At 68.3% G+C, this 15,175-nt stretch carries 16 protein-coding genes and 1 tRNA gene; 6 read left to right on the forward strand and 11 right to left on the reverse strand.

Annotated features, from left to right (window positions below; translation table 11 throughout):
* Window positions 1-57 precede the first annotated feature (57 nt).
* From ACFE67_RS01635 to ACFE67_RS01650, 4 genes are all read right to left on the reverse strand, one after another.
* Window positions 58-876 carry a metal ABC transporter permease gene (locus ACFE67_RS01635; RefSeq protein ID WP_375405172.1) on the reverse strand — a complete coding sequence of 273 codons (819 nt, stop codon included), beginning with the start codon at window positions 874-876 and terminating at the stop codon, window positions 58-60.
* Window positions 873-1,685: a metal ABC transporter ATP-binding protein gene (locus tag ACFE67_RS01640; protein ID WP_375405127.1), complete on the reverse strand. Its 813-nt coding sequence runs from the start codon at window positions 1,683-1,685 to the stop codon at window positions 873-875. The genes ACFE67_RS01635 and ACFE67_RS01640 overlap by 4 nt, the downstream gene beginning before the upstream one ends.
* Entirely contained in the window at window positions 1,682-2,623 is a 942-nt protein-coding gene (locus ACFE67_RS01645) for a metal ABC transporter solute-binding protein, Zn/Mn family (protein ID WP_375405128.1), read from the reverse strand. The genes ACFE67_RS01640 and ACFE67_RS01645 overlap by 4 nt, the downstream gene beginning before the upstream one ends.
* A gap of 102 nt (window positions 2,624-2,725) precedes the next feature.
* Window positions 2,726-3,163: a Fur family transcriptional regulator gene (locus ACFE67_RS01650; protein WP_375405129.1), complete on the reverse strand. Its 438-nt coding sequence runs from the start codon at window positions 3,161-3,163 to the stop codon at window positions 2,726-2,728.
* Between the two features lie 197 nt (window positions 3,164-3,360).
* On the opposite strand from ACFE67_RS01650, the gene ACFE67_RS01655 reads away from it, so the two are divergent.
* Window positions 3,361-4,440: an excalibur calcium-binding domain-containing protein gene (locus ACFE67_RS01655; protein ID WP_375405130.1), complete on the forward strand. Its 1,080-nt coding sequence runs from the start codon at window positions 3,361-3,363 to the stop codon at window positions 4,438-4,440.
* 138 nt (window positions 4,441-4,578) lie between these two features.
* On the opposite strand, the gene ACFE67_RS01660 is transcribed toward ACFE67_RS01655, so the two are convergent.
* From ACFE67_RS01660 to ACFE67_RS01670, 3 genes are read right to left on the reverse strand one after another with little or no spacing between them, the layout of a single operon-like run.
* Window positions 4,579-4,776: a hypothetical protein gene (locus ACFE67_RS01660; RefSeq protein WP_375405131.1), complete on the reverse strand. Its 198-nt coding sequence runs from the start codon at window positions 4,774-4,776 to the stop codon at window positions 4,579-4,581.
* A complete protein-coding gene (locus ACFE67_RS01665) occupies window positions 4,773-5,060 on the reverse strand; it encodes a hypothetical protein (protein WP_375405132.1) in 288 nt (95 codons plus the stop codon). The genes ACFE67_RS01660 and ACFE67_RS01665 overlap by 4 nt, the downstream gene beginning before the upstream one ends.
* Before the next feature lie 35 nt (window positions 5,061-5,095).
* Window positions 5,096-5,896 carry an inositol monophosphatase family protein gene (locus ACFE67_RS01670; RefSeq protein ID WP_375405133.1) on the reverse strand — a complete coding sequence of 267 codons (801 nt, stop codon included), beginning with the start codon at window positions 5,894-5,896 and terminating at the stop codon, window positions 5,096-5,098.
* Window positions 5,897-6,043: 147 nt separating this feature from the next.
* Between ACFE67_RS01670 and ACFE67_RS01675 the strand changes: the two genes are divergently transcribed.
* Window positions 6,044-7,405, forward strand: a complete 1,362-nt coding sequence (locus ACFE67_RS01675) for a S1C family serine protease (RefSeq protein WP_375405134.1) — start codon at window positions 6,044-6,046, stop codon at window positions 7,403-7,405.
* Window positions 7,405-7,614 carry a hypothetical protein gene (locus tag ACFE67_RS01680; protein ID WP_375405135.1) on the forward strand — a complete coding sequence of 70 codons (210 nt, stop codon included), beginning with the start codon at window positions 7,405-7,407 and terminating at the stop codon, window positions 7,612-7,614. The genes ACFE67_RS01675 and ACFE67_RS01680 overlap by 1 nt, the downstream gene beginning before the upstream one ends.
* Window positions 7,615-7,654: 40 nt before the next feature.
* On the opposite strand, the gene ACFE67_RS01685 is transcribed toward ACFE67_RS01680, so the two are convergent.
* Window positions 7,655-8,761, reverse strand: coding sequence for a fatty acid desaturase family protein (locus ACFE67_RS01685; protein WP_375405136.1), 1,107 nt, complete (start codon window positions 8,759-8,761; stop codon window positions 7,655-7,657).
* Between the two features lie 739 nt (window positions 8,762-9,500).
* Between ACFE67_RS01685 and ACFE67_RS01690 the strand changes: the two genes are divergently transcribed.
* Window positions 9,501-9,752 carry a hypothetical protein gene (locus ACFE67_RS01690; RefSeq protein ID WP_375405137.1) on the forward strand — a complete coding sequence of 84 codons (252 nt, stop codon included), beginning with the start codon at window positions 9,501-9,503 and terminating at the stop codon, window positions 9,750-9,752.
* A 351-nt stretch (window positions 9,753-10,103) separates the two neighbouring features.
* On the opposite strand, the gene ACFE67_RS01695 is transcribed toward ACFE67_RS01690, so the two are convergent.
* From ACFE67_RS01695 to ACFE67_RS01705, 3 genes are all read right to left on the reverse strand, one after another.
* Entirely contained in the window at window positions 10,104-10,232 is a 129-nt protein-coding gene (locus ACFE67_RS01695; protein WP_375405138.1) for a hypothetical protein, read from the reverse strand.
* A gap of 576 nt (window positions 10,233-10,808) precedes the next feature.
* Window positions 10,809-11,807: a restriction endonuclease gene (locus ACFE67_RS01700; protein ID WP_375405139.1), complete on the reverse strand. Its 999-nt coding sequence runs from the start codon at window positions 11,805-11,807 to the stop codon at window positions 10,809-10,811.
* A gap of 1,114 nt (window positions 11,808-12,921) precedes the next feature.
* Window positions 12,922-13,003, reverse strand: a tRNA-Tyr gene (locus tag ACFE67_RS01705).
* A 146-nt stretch (window positions 13,004-13,149) separates the two neighbouring features.
* On the opposite strand from ACFE67_RS01705, the gene ACFE67_RS01710 reads away from it, so the two are divergent.
* Together ACFE67_RS01710 and cls are read left to right on the forward strand one after the other, a co-directional pair.
* Window positions 13,150-13,638 carry a YajQ family cyclic di-GMP-binding protein gene (locus ACFE67_RS01710; protein ID WP_375405140.1) on the forward strand — a complete coding sequence of 163 codons (489 nt, stop codon included), beginning with the start codon at window positions 13,150-13,152 and terminating at the stop codon, window positions 13,636-13,638.
* 59 nt (window positions 13,639-13,697) lie between these two features.
* Window positions 13,698-15,158: a cardiolipin synthase gene (gene cls, locus ACFE67_RS01715; protein ID WP_375405141.1), complete on the forward strand. Its 1,461-nt coding sequence runs from the start codon at window positions 13,698-13,700 to the stop codon at window positions 15,156-15,158.
* Window positions 15,159-15,175: the final 17 nt, after the last annotated feature.

Consider the following 15,175-nt stretch of genomic DNA (forward strand, 5'->3'; position numbering starts at 1 on the left):
GCAGGCGCGGTCCGGGGCAGCCGGAGCCGCCGCTCGTCACACCGACGCGGTTCGGCTTCAGCGTCGCGCGAGGGGAGTCGCGCTCCAGATGCGCGCGAGGGCGTAGCAGGCGAAGCTCACCGCGCTGATGAAGAAGCTCGCCTTCACGTCGGGGAAGGTCAGGCTGAGCAGCAGGCCGCCGTCCGCAGCGAGGATCGCGATGCCGATCGCGATCGCGGTGCCCCTGCCCGGCGCCGCGGTGAGGTGCCGCGCTGCGGCAGCCGGCGTGACAGCGAGGCTCAGCACCAGCAGGGTGCCGACGATCTGGGATGCCTCCGTCACCGTGAACGCCAGGACCGCCACGAACACGAGCCCCACCCCCCGGGTGTTCACGCCGCGGGCTGCCGCGACGTCCGGATCGATGGAGGCGAACAGCAGGGGTCGGTAGATGACTCCCATCACGATCAGGATCACGACCGCGATGACACCGAGGATCACGATGTCGGTCGCGCTGACCCCGAAGATCTGCCCGAAGAGGATGTTCGTAGCAGCACTGGCGAAGCCGTGGTAGAAGGACAGCAGCAGGATCCCGAGGCCGAGACCGGCGGCGAGGATGACGCCGATCGAGGAGTTCCGCTCTCGTGGCCGATCGCCCAGCAGCCCGATCGCCACGGCGACGACGAGGGAGCCGGCGAGCGCTCCTCCGAGTGCGTCGTCGGCGATCAGCAGGCCGGCCGCAGCGCCGGTGAAGCTGAGCTCGGCGGCGCCGTGCACTGCGAAGGCCATGTCGCGCGAGGCGACGAACGGTCCGACGAGGCCGCAGATGACCGCAACGAGCAGGGCGGCGACGAGCGCGTGCTGCGCGAACGGGAGCGCGAGGTAGTCGACGAGGTTCAGTGGAGGTGGCCCTCTCCCGGGTAGTCGGACCGGGTGTCCCCGGTTCCCGTGATCATCACGTTGCCGCCGTGCCGGAACACCCCGATCGGTGCGCCGTACAGGTCGCTGAGCGTCCGCTCGGTGATCACCTCGTCGGGGGTGCCGATCACCCATCGTCCGGCGACGAGGTACAGCACCCGGGTCACGTACGGCAGGACCGGGTTGATCTCGTGCGTCACGAAGATCACCGCGGTGTGGGACTCCCGCCGGCGCGCGTCGATCAGGGCGGTGATGGTGCGTTGATTCGCCAGATCGAGGGAGAGCAGCGGTTCGTCGCACAGCAGCAACCCCGGGTCGCTCAGCAGCGCTTGCGCGATCCGGAGCCGCTGCTGCTCTCCGCCGGAGAGCCGGCCGATCGGTTCGTCCGCGTAGGCGGCTGCGCCGACCGCGGCGATCGCGGCGTCGACCCTCGTCTGGATCTCTGCGCGGCGGCGACGCGGTCCGTATCGGTGCCCGTCCGCGCCGAGCGCGACCAGGTCACGGCCGCGCGCGGCGAGATCAGCGTCGAAGCCGCGCTGCTGCGGCACGTACCCGACGTCGGGGTTGCCTCGCCGCGCCGGGCTGCCGGCCACGGTGATCCGTCCCGCGATCAGTGGCACGAGACCGAGGATCGCTTTCAGCAACGTCGTCTTCCCGGACCCGTTCGGGCCGAGCACCGCCAGGAACTCGCCGGGCTCGACCCTGAGGTCCAGGCCGAACCACAGCGTCCGTCCACCCTGCGCGACGCCGGCACCGGCGAGGTCCAGGACGGATGCCTGCGCGCCGGTCATCCGCCGAGCGCGGCGAGGATCTCCTCGGCCTGGCGCAGCTGCCACGACTGGTAATCCTTGTCGGTCGAGGGGATCGTCTCGGTCACTCCGACCACGGGAACGCCGGCGTCGGTCGCGAGCTTCTTGATGTTCGTCGTCTCAGGGTCGGTGACCTGGCCGTTGTAGAGCAGGACCTTGACGGTCCTGTTCGTGATCGCGCTCTCGAACGCGGCGTTCGCCGCAGGAGACGGGTCCTCGCCCTGCTCGACCGCCTCGGTAAACGACTGCGGTGTGCCGAGCGTCAGGCCGGCGGCCTTCGTCAGGTAGGCCGGCACCCGCTCCGTGTAGGCGATCTTCGTCCCCGCGTACTTGGACTTGATCGTGGCGATGGTCTCCTCGATCGGCTTCAGCGAGTCGTCGAACGCCTGCGCGTTCGCAGCGTAGGTCGTCGCGTTCGCCGGGTCCGCCGTGCTCAGCTGCTGCTGGATCGCGTCCGCGACCTCCGCTACGCGCGCGGTGTCGTACCAGACGTGCGGGTTCGGGCTCGCCCCGGTGATGTGCAGCACCTTCTGCACCGAGATGACCTCACGGCCGCTGTTGGGGGAGGCTTCGAGCAGCTTGCTCATGAAGTCGTCGTACCCGAGACCGTTCTCGATGACGAGCTCCGCGCGGGCCAGCGCCGCCGCGTCGACGGCGTCGGACTCGTACTCGTGCGGGTCCGCATCCGGGTCCTCGATGATCGACGTCACCGTGACATGATCGCCGCCGATCTGCCGGGCGATGTCGCCCCAGAAGTTCTCGCCGGCGACGACGCCGATCTTCGTGCCGCTGCCGGAGGAGGGTTCCGGCGATCCACTGCAGGCTGCGAGCAGCAGCATGGCTGCGGTGGTCGCTGCGACCGCGGCGGCGGGGCGTCGAGAACGGGAACCGGACGATCGTGGGGTCTGCGGTCGAGGCACCCCCACACTCTATTGAGTATCGTTATCGATATGGAAATCGGGTCGCGCAGCCTAGAGGTGCGCTGGTCGAACCCGTCTTCAGCGGCAGTGCGCGGGGAGCTGTCAACGCCGCGACGCCGCCACGGTCGCCGGCTCCGGAGATGCCGGCTCCAGGTCGGCCGCGGCGCACGTATGACAGGTGCCGAACACGTCGACGACGTGCTGCGGGCGGATGAAGCCGTGCGCGGCCGCGGTCGATGCGGCCCAGTCCTCGATCTCGTCCGCTTCGATCTCGACGGCTCTGCCGCACGAGCGGCAGATCAGATGGTGGTGATGCCTGGTCGTGGCGCAGGCGCGATAGCGGCTCTCACCGTCGGGCGACTGCAGTGTGTCCGCCTCCCCCTCGGCGGAGAGGTCCGCGAGCGCGCGGTACACCGTCGCGAGACCGATCGAGGACCCCGAGTCCCTCAACGCGGCGTGCAGATCCTGCGCGCTGACGAAGTCGTCACGGCGGTCCAGCGCGTCGCGAACGGCGGCCCTCTGCCAGGTGTTCCGCTTCACGCCCACACCGTAACCCCGCCCGACATCGAGGCCGCACCCGGCCGAGAACCTCCCCCACCTGTCACGCCTCATCGAGCCTCCTCAGCGCCCACGACGACTCGGCCGAGACCCGGGCCGCGCGAAAAGTCGCCCGGTGCGCCTCGCCCCGGTTCGGTCTGGCGCCGTTAGCGTCCGGGGAACACCACCGAGGAGCCTCAGTGCAGAAGCCCCATCTCGTCTCGTTCGTCGTCGGCGTCGCTGTCGTCGCCGCGACGGCGATTCCGACGGTTGCTGCCGCACGGCCGGTGACGTCCACGCATGCCGCAGCGACGTCGACGACGGTGTCCGCGAAGGCGCTGCTGAATGACCTCCCCGTGAAGAAGGAGGCGCACGCAGCCACCTCCGTCCGGTCGAAGTTCACGGCGTGGATCGATGCGGACCGGGACGGCGAGGACACCCGAGCCGAAGTCCTGAAGGCCGAGTCGTTGACGAAGGTGCGCTTCGACCAGTACGGCGAGGTGAAGACCGGCAAGTGGATCTCCCGCTACGACGGGGTCATCGTGGCGGTCGCGTCGAAGGTCGCCATCGACCACCTCGTTCCGCTCGCGGAAGCGTGGGTCTCCGGCGCAGCCGGTTGGACGGCGTTGAAGCGAGAGGCGTACGCGAACGACATCGGCGATGCCGCTGGCCTCATCGCGGTATCCGCGCACGCAGCCCGGTCGAAGGGCGATCGAGAACCCGATGCGTACCTGCCTGCTCGGAGGTCCTACCGCTGCACGTACGTGAAGAACTACATCGCCGTGAAAGCCCGGTGGCACCTCTCGGTGAACATCGCCGAGAAGATCGCGCTCGGGCGCGACCTGGCGGTCTACTGCTCGACGATGACGGTCAGGAGGCCGACCGCCCCGAGCATCGCCGTGCTCACAGGGCGCGCGTCGACGCCGACCACGAGCCCTCCGCCCTCTCGCCCAGCCACCCCGACCCCCGCCCCCACCCCGACGTCCACGCCCACGTCTGGGCCGACAGCGACACCCACGCCCACGCCCACGCCGACAGCCACGCTGACGCCCGTGCCGACGCCGACGCCTACGCCCACGTCTGAGCCGGTAGCGCCACCGATCGCGGCGGCTCCGCCGACGGCTGTACCCGCACCGACGGCGACGACGAGTGCCCCGAGCGCCTCCTACGCCAACTGTGCTGCCGTTCGCGCTGCGGGTGCAGCGCCGCTGTACCGCGGGCAGCCCGGCTACCGCAGTGCGCTCGACCGTGATGGGGACGGCGTCGCGTGCGAGACCTGATGAACCGCCGACGACCGCGTAGCAGGCCAGGACGACCGGGGTTCTTCGATCTGCTCGGAGCGTCTGCGGCTCCGGGCCGACGTTCGGCGGGGCGCCGCGACGATGCCGACGTCCCAGGACGCCGAGCGGATGACGGGGTCAGCCGTGGGAGGCCGCGACCCGCGGCGCCTCACGCTGCGTGTCCGCGACGTCGACCTCGAGACCGCGGGAATCGCGCAGCTTCGCGTCGATGTGCTGCGCGACCGTGATCGGCGCGTAGAGCACCGCCTCCTGGAGGCCCTCGACGTCATCGGCCCGCAGCAGGGTGACGACGCCGAAGCGGCCCGATCGCCTCACGCTTCGGGCGGCCCGGCGTCCGCGCGACCGGCGGGCAGGTGCGGCATGTGGATCTCTCCGGGGTCGACGTCGACGTCGCCCGGGTCGGTGTAGTCGCCGGTGCCGGGCAGCAGTTTCACCGCCGACCGGTCGATGCCCGGATCGGCGAACACCGGGCTGTCCGTCTGGTCGTCCTGCAGCACCTCCGTCTCGCGCTCGCTGGACGGCGAGTAGTCGGTGTCCAGACGCTCGGACGGGTCGACCTCGGAGTTGGACTCGATCGGGTCCTTCGAATGCGTGCTCACTCCCCTGACGGTACGGGGGTCGCCTCCGACCGCACTCAGGCGCCGAGCTGCAGGAGGGTCGTGCGCAGCTCCGCGACCACGTCCGCATGTCCGGCGATGGTCATCCGGTGGGTGGGGGCGTCCTCCTCGAGCCCGCGGACGGAACCACCGGCCTCCTGGACCAGCAGCGCACCGGCCGCCTGATCCCACGGGTTCAGTCCCTGCTCGAAGTACGCGTCGAGGCGGCCGGCCGCGACGGATGCGAGGTCGATCGCGGCACCGCCCGCCCGGCGCAGGTCGCGGACCCGGGAGAGCAGCGGCTGCGCGACCCTCGCCTGGTTCGTGCGGATGTCCTGCGTGTAGTGGAAGCCGGTGGCGACGAGCGCTCGATCGAGCGGTACGGGCTCGCGGACCTGCAGCCGGCGCCCGTCGAGGTACGCGCCGCCGCCGGCCGATGCGGTGAAGAGCTCACGGAGGATCGGCGCGTGCACCGCACCGGCGATCGCCGTCCACGAAGCGGGATCGGGATCGCCCTCCACCACGGCGATCGAGACCGACCAGTTGGGGAGGCCGTAGAGGTAGTTGACCGTGCCGTCGATGGGGTCGACGACCCAGGTGAGACCGCTGGTGCCGGCTCCTCCGCCCGACTCCTCGCCGAGGAAGCCGTCGTCCGGTCGCAGCGTCGCGATGCGCCCGCGGATCAGGTCCTCGGTCGCGCGATCGGCCTCGGTGACGATGTCGATCGGCGACGACTTCGTGGCGGCGACCTCCACCCCGGCCCGCCTGAGGCGCGCGGCGAGCGTGCCGGCCTCCTCCGCGACGGAGCGCGCGATCTCGAGCAGTTCCTCGTGGGCCATGACCGCAACCCTGCCGGAGCGCCGCTGCGTGTCCTGCTCAGGAGACCGCCGGATGCCCACCGCTCATAGACTTCTCCCAGAAGACTCCAGTGGTTCGTATGGCCGGTACCGAATGGGCTCTTCGGTAGGAGGCGTTCCATAGCCCGTGTGAACGACCAGAACCCATTCGACGTCACGCCCGACGACGAGCACCGTCCCGCGGCCGACGCCGCACAGCCGACCACGCCTGAGCCGTCGACCGTCGCGGCGCCGCATGACGGCACGACGGCCTTCGCGGAGGAAGCGCCGGTCGACCCTGCGGTCGCCGCTGCAGACGCGGATCGGGCACATCGCAAGCACCGCCGCGTCGCAGCGCTGAGCATCGCCGCAGCGGTCATCTTCACCGCCGGCGCCGGTGGTGGTGCGGCCGCATCGCTCGCACTCGCGCGCAGCACCACGGCGACGAGCGCGGACGGCGGCTCGAGCACGCAGGGCGGGACCTCGACCCAGGACGGATTGGGGAACGGCACCCAGGGCGGATTCGGCAGCGGCTCGGGCGGCACCGGCGGATTCGGCCAGTTCCGGCCCGGCGGCGGCTCGTCCGGCACCGGTTCCTCCGCCGGCACCGCGACGACGGCGACCGCGGCCCAGATCTCGGGTCTCGTCACGATCGAGACCCAGCTCGGCTACGAGAACGGGGAGGCGGCCGGTACCGGCATCATCCTCACCTCAAGCGGCCGGATCCTCACGAACAACCACGTGATCGACGGGGCGACCGCGATCAAGGTCACCGTGGAGTCGACGGGGACGACCTACACGGCGGACGTCGTCGGCACGAACGCGACGAAGGACATCGCGGTGCTCCAGCTGAAGAACGCATCCGGTCTGACCCCTGCCGACGTCGCCACGAGCACACCGTCGACCGGTGACGCCGTGACCGCGGTCGGCAACGCGAACGGCACCGGGACGCTGAGCGCAGCCGCGGGCACCGTGAGCGCGCTCGACCAGACGATCACCACCTCGAGCGAGGGCGGCACGGCCGGGGAGACGTTGAACGGGCTGATCGAGATCAGCGCCGACGTCGTCTCCGGCGACTCGGGCGGCGCGGTGGAGAACACCGACGGCGACGTCATCGGCGTCACCACCGCCGCATCCTCCGGCACCTCGGACGTGACCGGCTACGCCATCCCCATCAGCAGCGCCCTGAGCGTCGCGAAGCAGATCATCGCCGGTGACGACACGGCCGAGATCACGATCGGCCTTCCCGCCTTCCTGGGCATCGGGATCTCGAGCGACACGAGCGGCGCGGTCATCGGCTCCGTGCTCCCCGGCACCGCGGCAGCGAAGACCGACCTCGCGGCCGGCGACACCATCACCGCGGTCGGCGGTACGACGATCTCCTCCGGCAGCGAGCTGTCCGCAGCGATCGCCGAGCACGCCGTGGGCGACAGCGTCACGATCACCTACACGACCACGAGTGGCACCAGCCGCGCCGTGACGGTGACGCTGACCGCAGGACCGGCCGACTGATGACGGTCGACATCACGACCTGGGCGGCGGAGCACTCCGCCGCCCTCGTCGGGCTTCCGTCGGCGGCGGCCGAGCAGGAGGTCGCCGACGCGGGTCTCCGCAGCCGCATCGCCGGTCCGGACACGATGCTCACGCTCGAGTTCCGTCCCGACCGCATCACCCTGACCACCGACGAGTCCGACGTCGTGACGGCGGTCCGCCCCGGCTGACGGCTCGGACCCGCTCGTTGCACGAAGCGACGAAGGCGGGTCAGGCGGTGCGGAAGGCGCGAGCCGCCGGGCAGTCGAACGGGTCCGCGTGGCGGGCGCCGACGCGGTGCAGGTAGCCGAGCACCAGGCGCCAGGCGGTGACCACGTCGTTCTGCACGTACTCGATGCCGAGCTGCGCGCAGTACTCGCGGACCATCGGGCGGACCTTGCGCAGGTTCGCGCTCGGCATGTTCGGGAACAGGTGGTGCTCGATCTGGAAGTTCAGGCCCCCCATGAGGTGCTCGACCGGTCGGCCACCGCTGATGTTGCGGGAGGTGAGCACCTGGCGACGGAGGTAGTCGACCTTCTCGTCGCGGCCGATGACCATCATCCCCGTGTGGTTCAACGCGAACGTGCCTCCCATGTAGATGCCGAACGACGCGAGCTGCACCGCCATGAAGGCGATGCCGAGCACCGGGCCGAGCAGCAGGAGCACGAGGGTCGGGAAGCCGATCAGGCGCAGCAGCACGAACGCCGCCTCCTGCTTGCGGTGCGCGACCTTCTCGCCTCCGAAGATCGCCTTGACCGCGGAGACGTGCAGGTCGAGCCCGGCGAGCGCCAGGATCGGGATGAACCAGAAGCCCTGGTGCGCCGTGAGCCAGCCCTTGAAGCCGGAGCGGACCGGCGCCTCGTCCGCCACGAAGACGACCGCGCCGGGCACGATGTCCCCGTCCTTGCCGACGGTGTTCGGATTGCCGTGGTGACGCGTGTGCTTGTGCATCCACCAGCCGTAGCTGAGGCCGACGAACAGGTTCGCGACGATCCGGGAGAACATCTCGCCGCGGGGACCGGAGGTGAAGATCTGCTTGTGCGCGCCGTCGTGCGCGAGGAAGGCGGTCTGGGTGAAGACCACGGAGAAGCCGAGGGCGACGAGCAGCTGCCACCACGTGTGCCCGAGGGTCGCGAGCAGCACGAACCCGGTCGCGTAGAGCACGCCGAGCACGATCACGCGGGTGAGGTAGGAGCCCGGGCGGCGGCGCAGCAGGCCGGCGTCCTTCACGCGCTTCGCCAACGCGGTGTAGTCGCTGGCGTGCGCGGCCTGCGCCTCCCCGACAAGCGTCGTACGCGGGCGGGTCGTGCGGACGGGCCTCGGAGCGACTGCGGTCATCGGGCGAAGGTACGTGGGGGAGCGATTCGGCGCGTCCCGCTGCAGGACCCTCTTCAGCCCCTACCGCAGTACGGGTGCGTGCCGCAGCCGCTGCACACGGGGCAGACCCCCGAAGTGGGGACTGGGACAGACAGATCTGTCTGTCCTACTGTCCTAATCAAGCGGTCACCCCCGCGAGCCGGCCCCCCACCGGCACCCAGTGAAGACGTTCGCGCACTTCCCCAGAGTCGCGACACCGCAGCCGGCCCCCACCGGTCGCGGAACCAGCAGAAGCGCCGCCGGCGGTCAGCCCCCACTGACCACGGCGGCGCTGCTGTTTCCCCGAAGCGGAGAGCAACCGGCCGGCAGCTCTCGAGGAACTCCAGGTCCGTGCAGCCCAGCGCTTCCAACATCACTCCGACATACGGCGGCACTGTCCACGATTCAACGCGGGAGAGCGAGGCGGCTACAAGGTGCACCCGACCTGCTCGTGGTGAAATTTCACGAACTTGCGGCGGATTGGAGAAATACCCAGCCCCCCGTCGACGGCGAGAGAACTGGAAGCTGTAAGTCCAAGCCCACGGCCCGCAACGAGCACTTCCTAGCGAGCTGCACTCACCAGCACGGGGGGCTTGTGGCGCCTGCACAGCTGGCTCGTCTGAGTCGTGATCGCTGGATTCGCTCGGAAGGACTCCAAGCAGCGAACCGCATCGCCGAAGACGCGAGCCGGATCTCCTCCGAAGCGAACAGCATCTCCCGCGTGAACGCCGACGTCGCCAACGAGGTGAACGACGTGCGGCGGGACGTGGTGTGGATCGCCCCCGGCAAGGCGAACGTTGTGCACATCGGCCGGGCCATCGCGAAAGTCGTCGCGGGCGAAGTGACGGTGGACGGCGAGCTGAGGCGCTTCGAGGTGGACACGATCGCTCACGGCGACGGGCCGGTGCTCGAATCCCGGTGGCGGCGACCTCCGTTCGACAGGAAGCAGCGGAGCGAGGTGAGGTTGAGGTGAGAAACGACTGAGCTGACACGCGCCGATCGATGGTGATGGGCCGGAACTACCCCCGATACACGGATCGGCACTCCGTCGGCTGGACGATCCTCTAGCGAACAACACGCTGCCGGCCGAGGAGGACGAGAGGTGGCAGGCGATGACCTCAGTCACCCGGGCATAACCCGCTACTTCTGGAAATCCCAGCGCCCCGTTGTCAGTTCACGAAGGACTAGTCGGAGCAGGTGATAGTGACCTCGCCCGCATTCCACCCGACACGAAATGGTTGTCGATGATGTCGCCACCCTTGTTCAACCGCTCCTAATAGGAACCATGGAGGTTACCCTTGACGATGTAGGTGCCGGCCTTGATCTACCCGCCGACGCGATAGGTGCCGGCGTAGAACCGTTCTCCGTTCGCGAGCTCCTCGGCGATCTTCTTCGCGTTCGGGTGATTCGGACCGGTGCGCTCGTCCACCTGCGATTCCGAGTAGCTGCTCATCATCAACAAGATTGGCGCAGCGTGGCGCATTCGAATAGCTTGGTCGGGTCGTCAACGGTGCACTTCGCCGTCTTCATTGCCGCTGACGACCTTTTCGATGCCCGACCAGATGTCACCGGTACCCGTCGCACTCATCGAACTTGCCGTCAGCTTGCTGAGCGTCCCGTAGCCGGTGATACGAGTTGAACGGGACGTCCTCGATCGTGTCGGAGTCGGTCCAGGTAACACTCCCTTCGGCATCTGGCGTCGGGAGTGAACATTTCGGTCGGCATCGGCTCGATCGAGGTCTCCTGCGATCGGAGCAGCAGAGGACGCGGCCGGCGAAACTGTCGAGGAGCAACCGGCGCGAGCGGGGGCAGCAACAAGGAGCACCGCGGGAAGTAGGGGCCGGATCACAGGCAGCATCGCCGAAGGATGGTTCTGTGGAGACCTCAACCGCCGATCCGGCCGCTCGATCTAACGGGTCGCCGTGGACGAACCCGACACCCTGAACACCCCTGAGTGCCCAAGCCGGATGTGGGACGTCGAGCTCGATGAGGGGCCGTCGTGGCGTGCCTCGACGCGTTGGGCGCCTGACTAGAGGCCGGTCCGAAGGAGTATGAGTCCGAGACCGTTCGCACCGATCAGGGAGCCGGCCACCGCGTCGTAGCGGAACAGCGCCATCCCCACCCTGTCCGCGAACTCGACTCCGCCACTCGGATACCGTCCGGAGGTGAAGAAGAGGGGTCGCCTGCCCGAGAGGGTCGCCACACCCTGGAGCTCGCGGAGGTCGTTCGAACCGACGCTCTGGTTCTCGCTGTAGTTCTTGACCTGCGTGACGTAATGCGAGCTCTCCACGTCGATGCCGCCGTCGCCGGAGTAGCGGGTGACCTGGGAATCGGTCTCGCCGAGGTAGACCATCCACTCCGCGACCAACTGCTCGGCACCCTCGTGCGAGACGCCGTACTTCATCGGGTCGGGCGCCGGCCCGCCTGGGGTGAAGGAAGTGTGCTTCGCCCGCGCAATCGGATCGTGTGAGCGAAGGTCTATCTGCCGCCGCTCGTATTGCACTGATATGAGGTCGGCGAGAGCATTTCGAATATTGCGCTCAAGATCCTGCGTGAACCACTCTACATCGAAGAACTTGCGAGGAGTCACATGTCGCGCAAGCGTCTTTGACAGACGAAGTATGTCAGGACCGATCGCCTTCGCAAGTCCATCGACGTCGAGCCAAGGACTTCCGGCCCGGCCCGTGATGTGCGCTGCGAGCCTTCGAATCGTGGACTGAACATTCGGATTCTCGAATACCTCGCGAGGCGTTCGCAGCTTCTTTGTAATGTCCTTCCACGCTTCTTGTTGTGGAAGCGTCTTGTAGTTGCGACCATCCCAATACCAGGTTTCATCCTCCCCCCACGGAATCCTCCAGCCCGGCGCAGGGAGGAAGCTCTCGGGCCATACCTGAGCCGTCCACGCAGCGCCGTCCCAGTAGCGACCGATCCTGGTCTTCGCATCGGGATACCAGCCTGCCGGCGGCAGGCTCGACGGTTCACGAGCGGCGGCTGGCGTGTACGGGATTGGCGACAATTCGTCAGACATGGGCATTCCGGTTCGGGGTGATGCGGGTGGGAAAAAGATACTCGAAGGCTGAGACACCGATATACGCCCCATTCGGGTACGGACCGCCTAGTTGTTCGCTGACGGACCGCTCCGCTAGCGACCACTGTGTATCGGAGATGCCCTCTCGTGCTGCCTGTCTGGTCGGCGACGTACGTCCTCCAGACGGCGACCGCAGCATCGTCACCCGAACCGAAGTATCCGATCGGCTTACGGCCGCCGGACGCCGAAGCCCACGTCATCGCGCGGTAGTCCTGCCGGCCCTCGAACTTAAGCAGCCTGACCACGGCGATCGGAACGGGATGTCCGGATACCTCGATCGTGTCCGGCGTCGAGGGCGAGCGCCTCTTCGATCAGCGGCCGAGCGCCCGAGCTGCGCCCCGATCTAAGCCTCGCGGCCCTCCAGTACCGCCGGCGGGGTCGCGTCGATGACAGTCCTGAACTCCTAGCGCCGTAGCGCCTCCGCCCTCTTCTCGGCAGGCTCGCGACGGATGCGCGCCTACCGGGTCTGACGGTCGGTCGACTCGATCTCCTCGAACGTGACCGAGTCGTCGCCCCTCGCGGATGCGGTCGTTCAGCTCCGTCAGGAGGGCCTCAGCTTCGTCGACGTCATGAGCAGTAGAGGCGATGAGGCCGGCTGGCGCCGTGAGGTCAAGGATCGTGTTCGTCACCCGGACCACTGAATCGACTCAACGAATTTGGACATCAGGGCTCCCGTTCGCAGTTCAATAGGAGCCCCGCTATGGGGCCATACCCGCTTTCCGAGTAGGCGTCCAGGAGCGCGATCGGAATGTCGGCCTTCGTCGCGTTCATGATCGGCACCCGCGTGAGGCCGAGCAGAAGACACACTTACCTGCGCGAACGGCTACCTCAGGACGCGCGACCCGAATGCGAACTCAAATGGGGCTACGTCGATTGCGGTCAGCAAGCGGCCTGGCGTCCGGCAAGGGTAAGTGGACCGTCCGCAACGAGCCCCTGCGGAAGGAGGTGTCGCGCGAACCCATGCTCACATCTGCTCACACGCAACCGCACCGGCAGAGACAGGAGCAGCCCCGGTCTCACGCTCTTCCGCATGATTCCGGGGCTGCTGAGCCTGTGGCGGGTGAGGGATTCGAACCCCCGGAGGCTACGCCGGCTGATTTACAGTCAGATCCCTTTGGCCGCTTGGGTAACCCGCCTGGCTGCTCGGGCCAGCCCTGCGCAGGCTGGCCCGAGGCGCACATGCAGGATACGCGAAGCCGGACGTGCTCCGAAACCGCGCGAGGGGGGACGGGACGTGCGTCCTCGGCCAGTTGCGAGGTCGGCCTCCTACACTCCCGGTCCCATGGCCGATAGCTCGTTCGACGTCGTCAGCAAGGTGGACCAGATGGAGGCGGACAACGCCGCCAACCAGGCCCGGAAAGAGATCGACCAGCGCTACGACTTCAAGAACGTCGGCGCGTCCCTCGAGCTGAAGGGCGAGCAGTTCCTGCTCAGGGCCTCCAGCGAGGAGCGCGTCAAAGCCGTCCTCGAGGTGCTCGAGTCGAAGCTGATCAAGCGCGGAATCTCGCTGAGGTCGCTCGACGCGGGCGAGCCGTTCGCCTCCGGGAAGGAGTACCGGATCGAGGCGAAGCTGAAGAACGGCATCGACTCCGACAACGCCAAGAAGGTCACGAAGCTGATCCGCGACGAGGGCCCGAAGGGGGTCAAGACCCAGATCCAGGGCGACGAGGTGCGGGTGCAGTCGAAGAGCCGCGACGACCTGCAGGTCACGATCGCCCTGCTGAAGAAGGCGGACCTCGACCTGGACCTCCAGTTCATCAACTTCCGGTGAGGCTCTGGCACCCGTTCTCGGGTTCAACCTGACCGGTACCTGCCCATAGGCTCCGGGGCATGGTCGCCAGCTTCTCCCTGGTGCTCCCTATCGCGATCATCGTCGCCGACGTCGTCATCCGCGTGCTCGCGGTGGTGTTCGTCCCGAAGAACCGCCGCCCGGCGACGGCGACGGCGTGGCTGCTCGCGATCTTCTTCATCCCCTACGCGGGTCTCATCGCCTTCCTGCTGTTCGGCAGCACGAGGCTGCCCCGCACCCGCCGCCTCAAGCAGCAGCAGGTCAACCGGTACGTCATGGAGGCGACGGAGGGAATCCGAGTCGCGACCGAGCGGCCGGACTGGCCGCCGTGGTTCGCCTCCCTCGCCGCGCTGAACCGGCGCCTCGGTGCGATGCCGCTGCTCGGGGGCAACACCGCCCGGCTGTTCGGCGACTACGAGCGCTCGATCCACGAGATGACGGAGGCGGTCCGCTCCGCCAGGTCGTTCGCGCACGTCGAGTTCTACATCCTCTCGTTCGATGCGACGACCGCTCCCTTCTTCGACGCGATGGAGGACGCGGTGCGGCGTGGCGTGACCGTGCGGGTGCTGCTCGACCACATCGCGTCGCTGCGGGTGCGGGGGTACCGGCGCACGATCCGGAAGCTGAAGACGATCGGGGTCGAGTGGCACCTGTTGCTGCCGATCCAGCCGTGGCGGGGCCGCTACCAGCGCCCGGATCTGCGGAACCACCGCAAGGTGCTGGTCGTCGACGGCCGCGTCGCGTTCATGGGCTCGCAGAACATGATCGACCGCACCTACGACCGCTGGACGAACCGTCGACGCGGCCTGAAGTGGACGGATCTGATGGTCCGTCTCGAGGGGCCGATCGTCGCGGAGCTGAACACGATCTTCCTGTCCGACTGGTTCTCCGAGACGAACGTGCTTCTGGAGCGGGAGGCGCGGCAGGCGGTCGAGCCGGTCGGTGACGAGGACCTCGACTGCCAGGTCGTGCCGAGCGGCCCCGGCTTCGACGGAGAGAACAACCTGCGTCTGTTCAACGGGCTGATCTACGCGGCGCAGCAGCGGATCGTGCTGGTGAGCCCCTACTTCGTCCCGGACGACTCGATGCTCTACGCGGTCACGACCGCGGCGCAGCGCGGGGTGCAGGTCGAGCTGTTCGTCAGCGAGATCGGCGACCAGGCCGTCGTCTTCCACGCGCAGCGCAGCTACTACGAGACGCTGCTGAAGGCCGGGGTCGTCATCTGGCTGTACCGGAAGCCGACGATCCTGCACGCGAAGCACTTCACGATCGACGACGACGTCGCGGTCGTCGGGTCCAGCAACCTCGACATGCGGTCCTTCACGCTGAACCTCGAGGTGTCGCTGATGGTGCGTGGTCGTTCGTTCGTGCAGGACCTGCGGCAGCTGGAGGAGGGCTACCGACGCGCGAGCCGCCGCCTCACGCTCGACGAGTGGCAGGCACGCCCCCTCCGCACCTCCGTGCTCGACAACGTCGCCCGGCTCACCGCGGCGCTGCAGTAGGCGCCTACCGTGGCCGG

Origin of the sequence: uncultured Amnibacterium sp. (assembly GCF_964244015.1) — a bacterium.
GTDB lineage: Bacteria > Actinomycetota > Actinomycetes > Actinomycetales > Microbacteriaceae > Amnibacterium.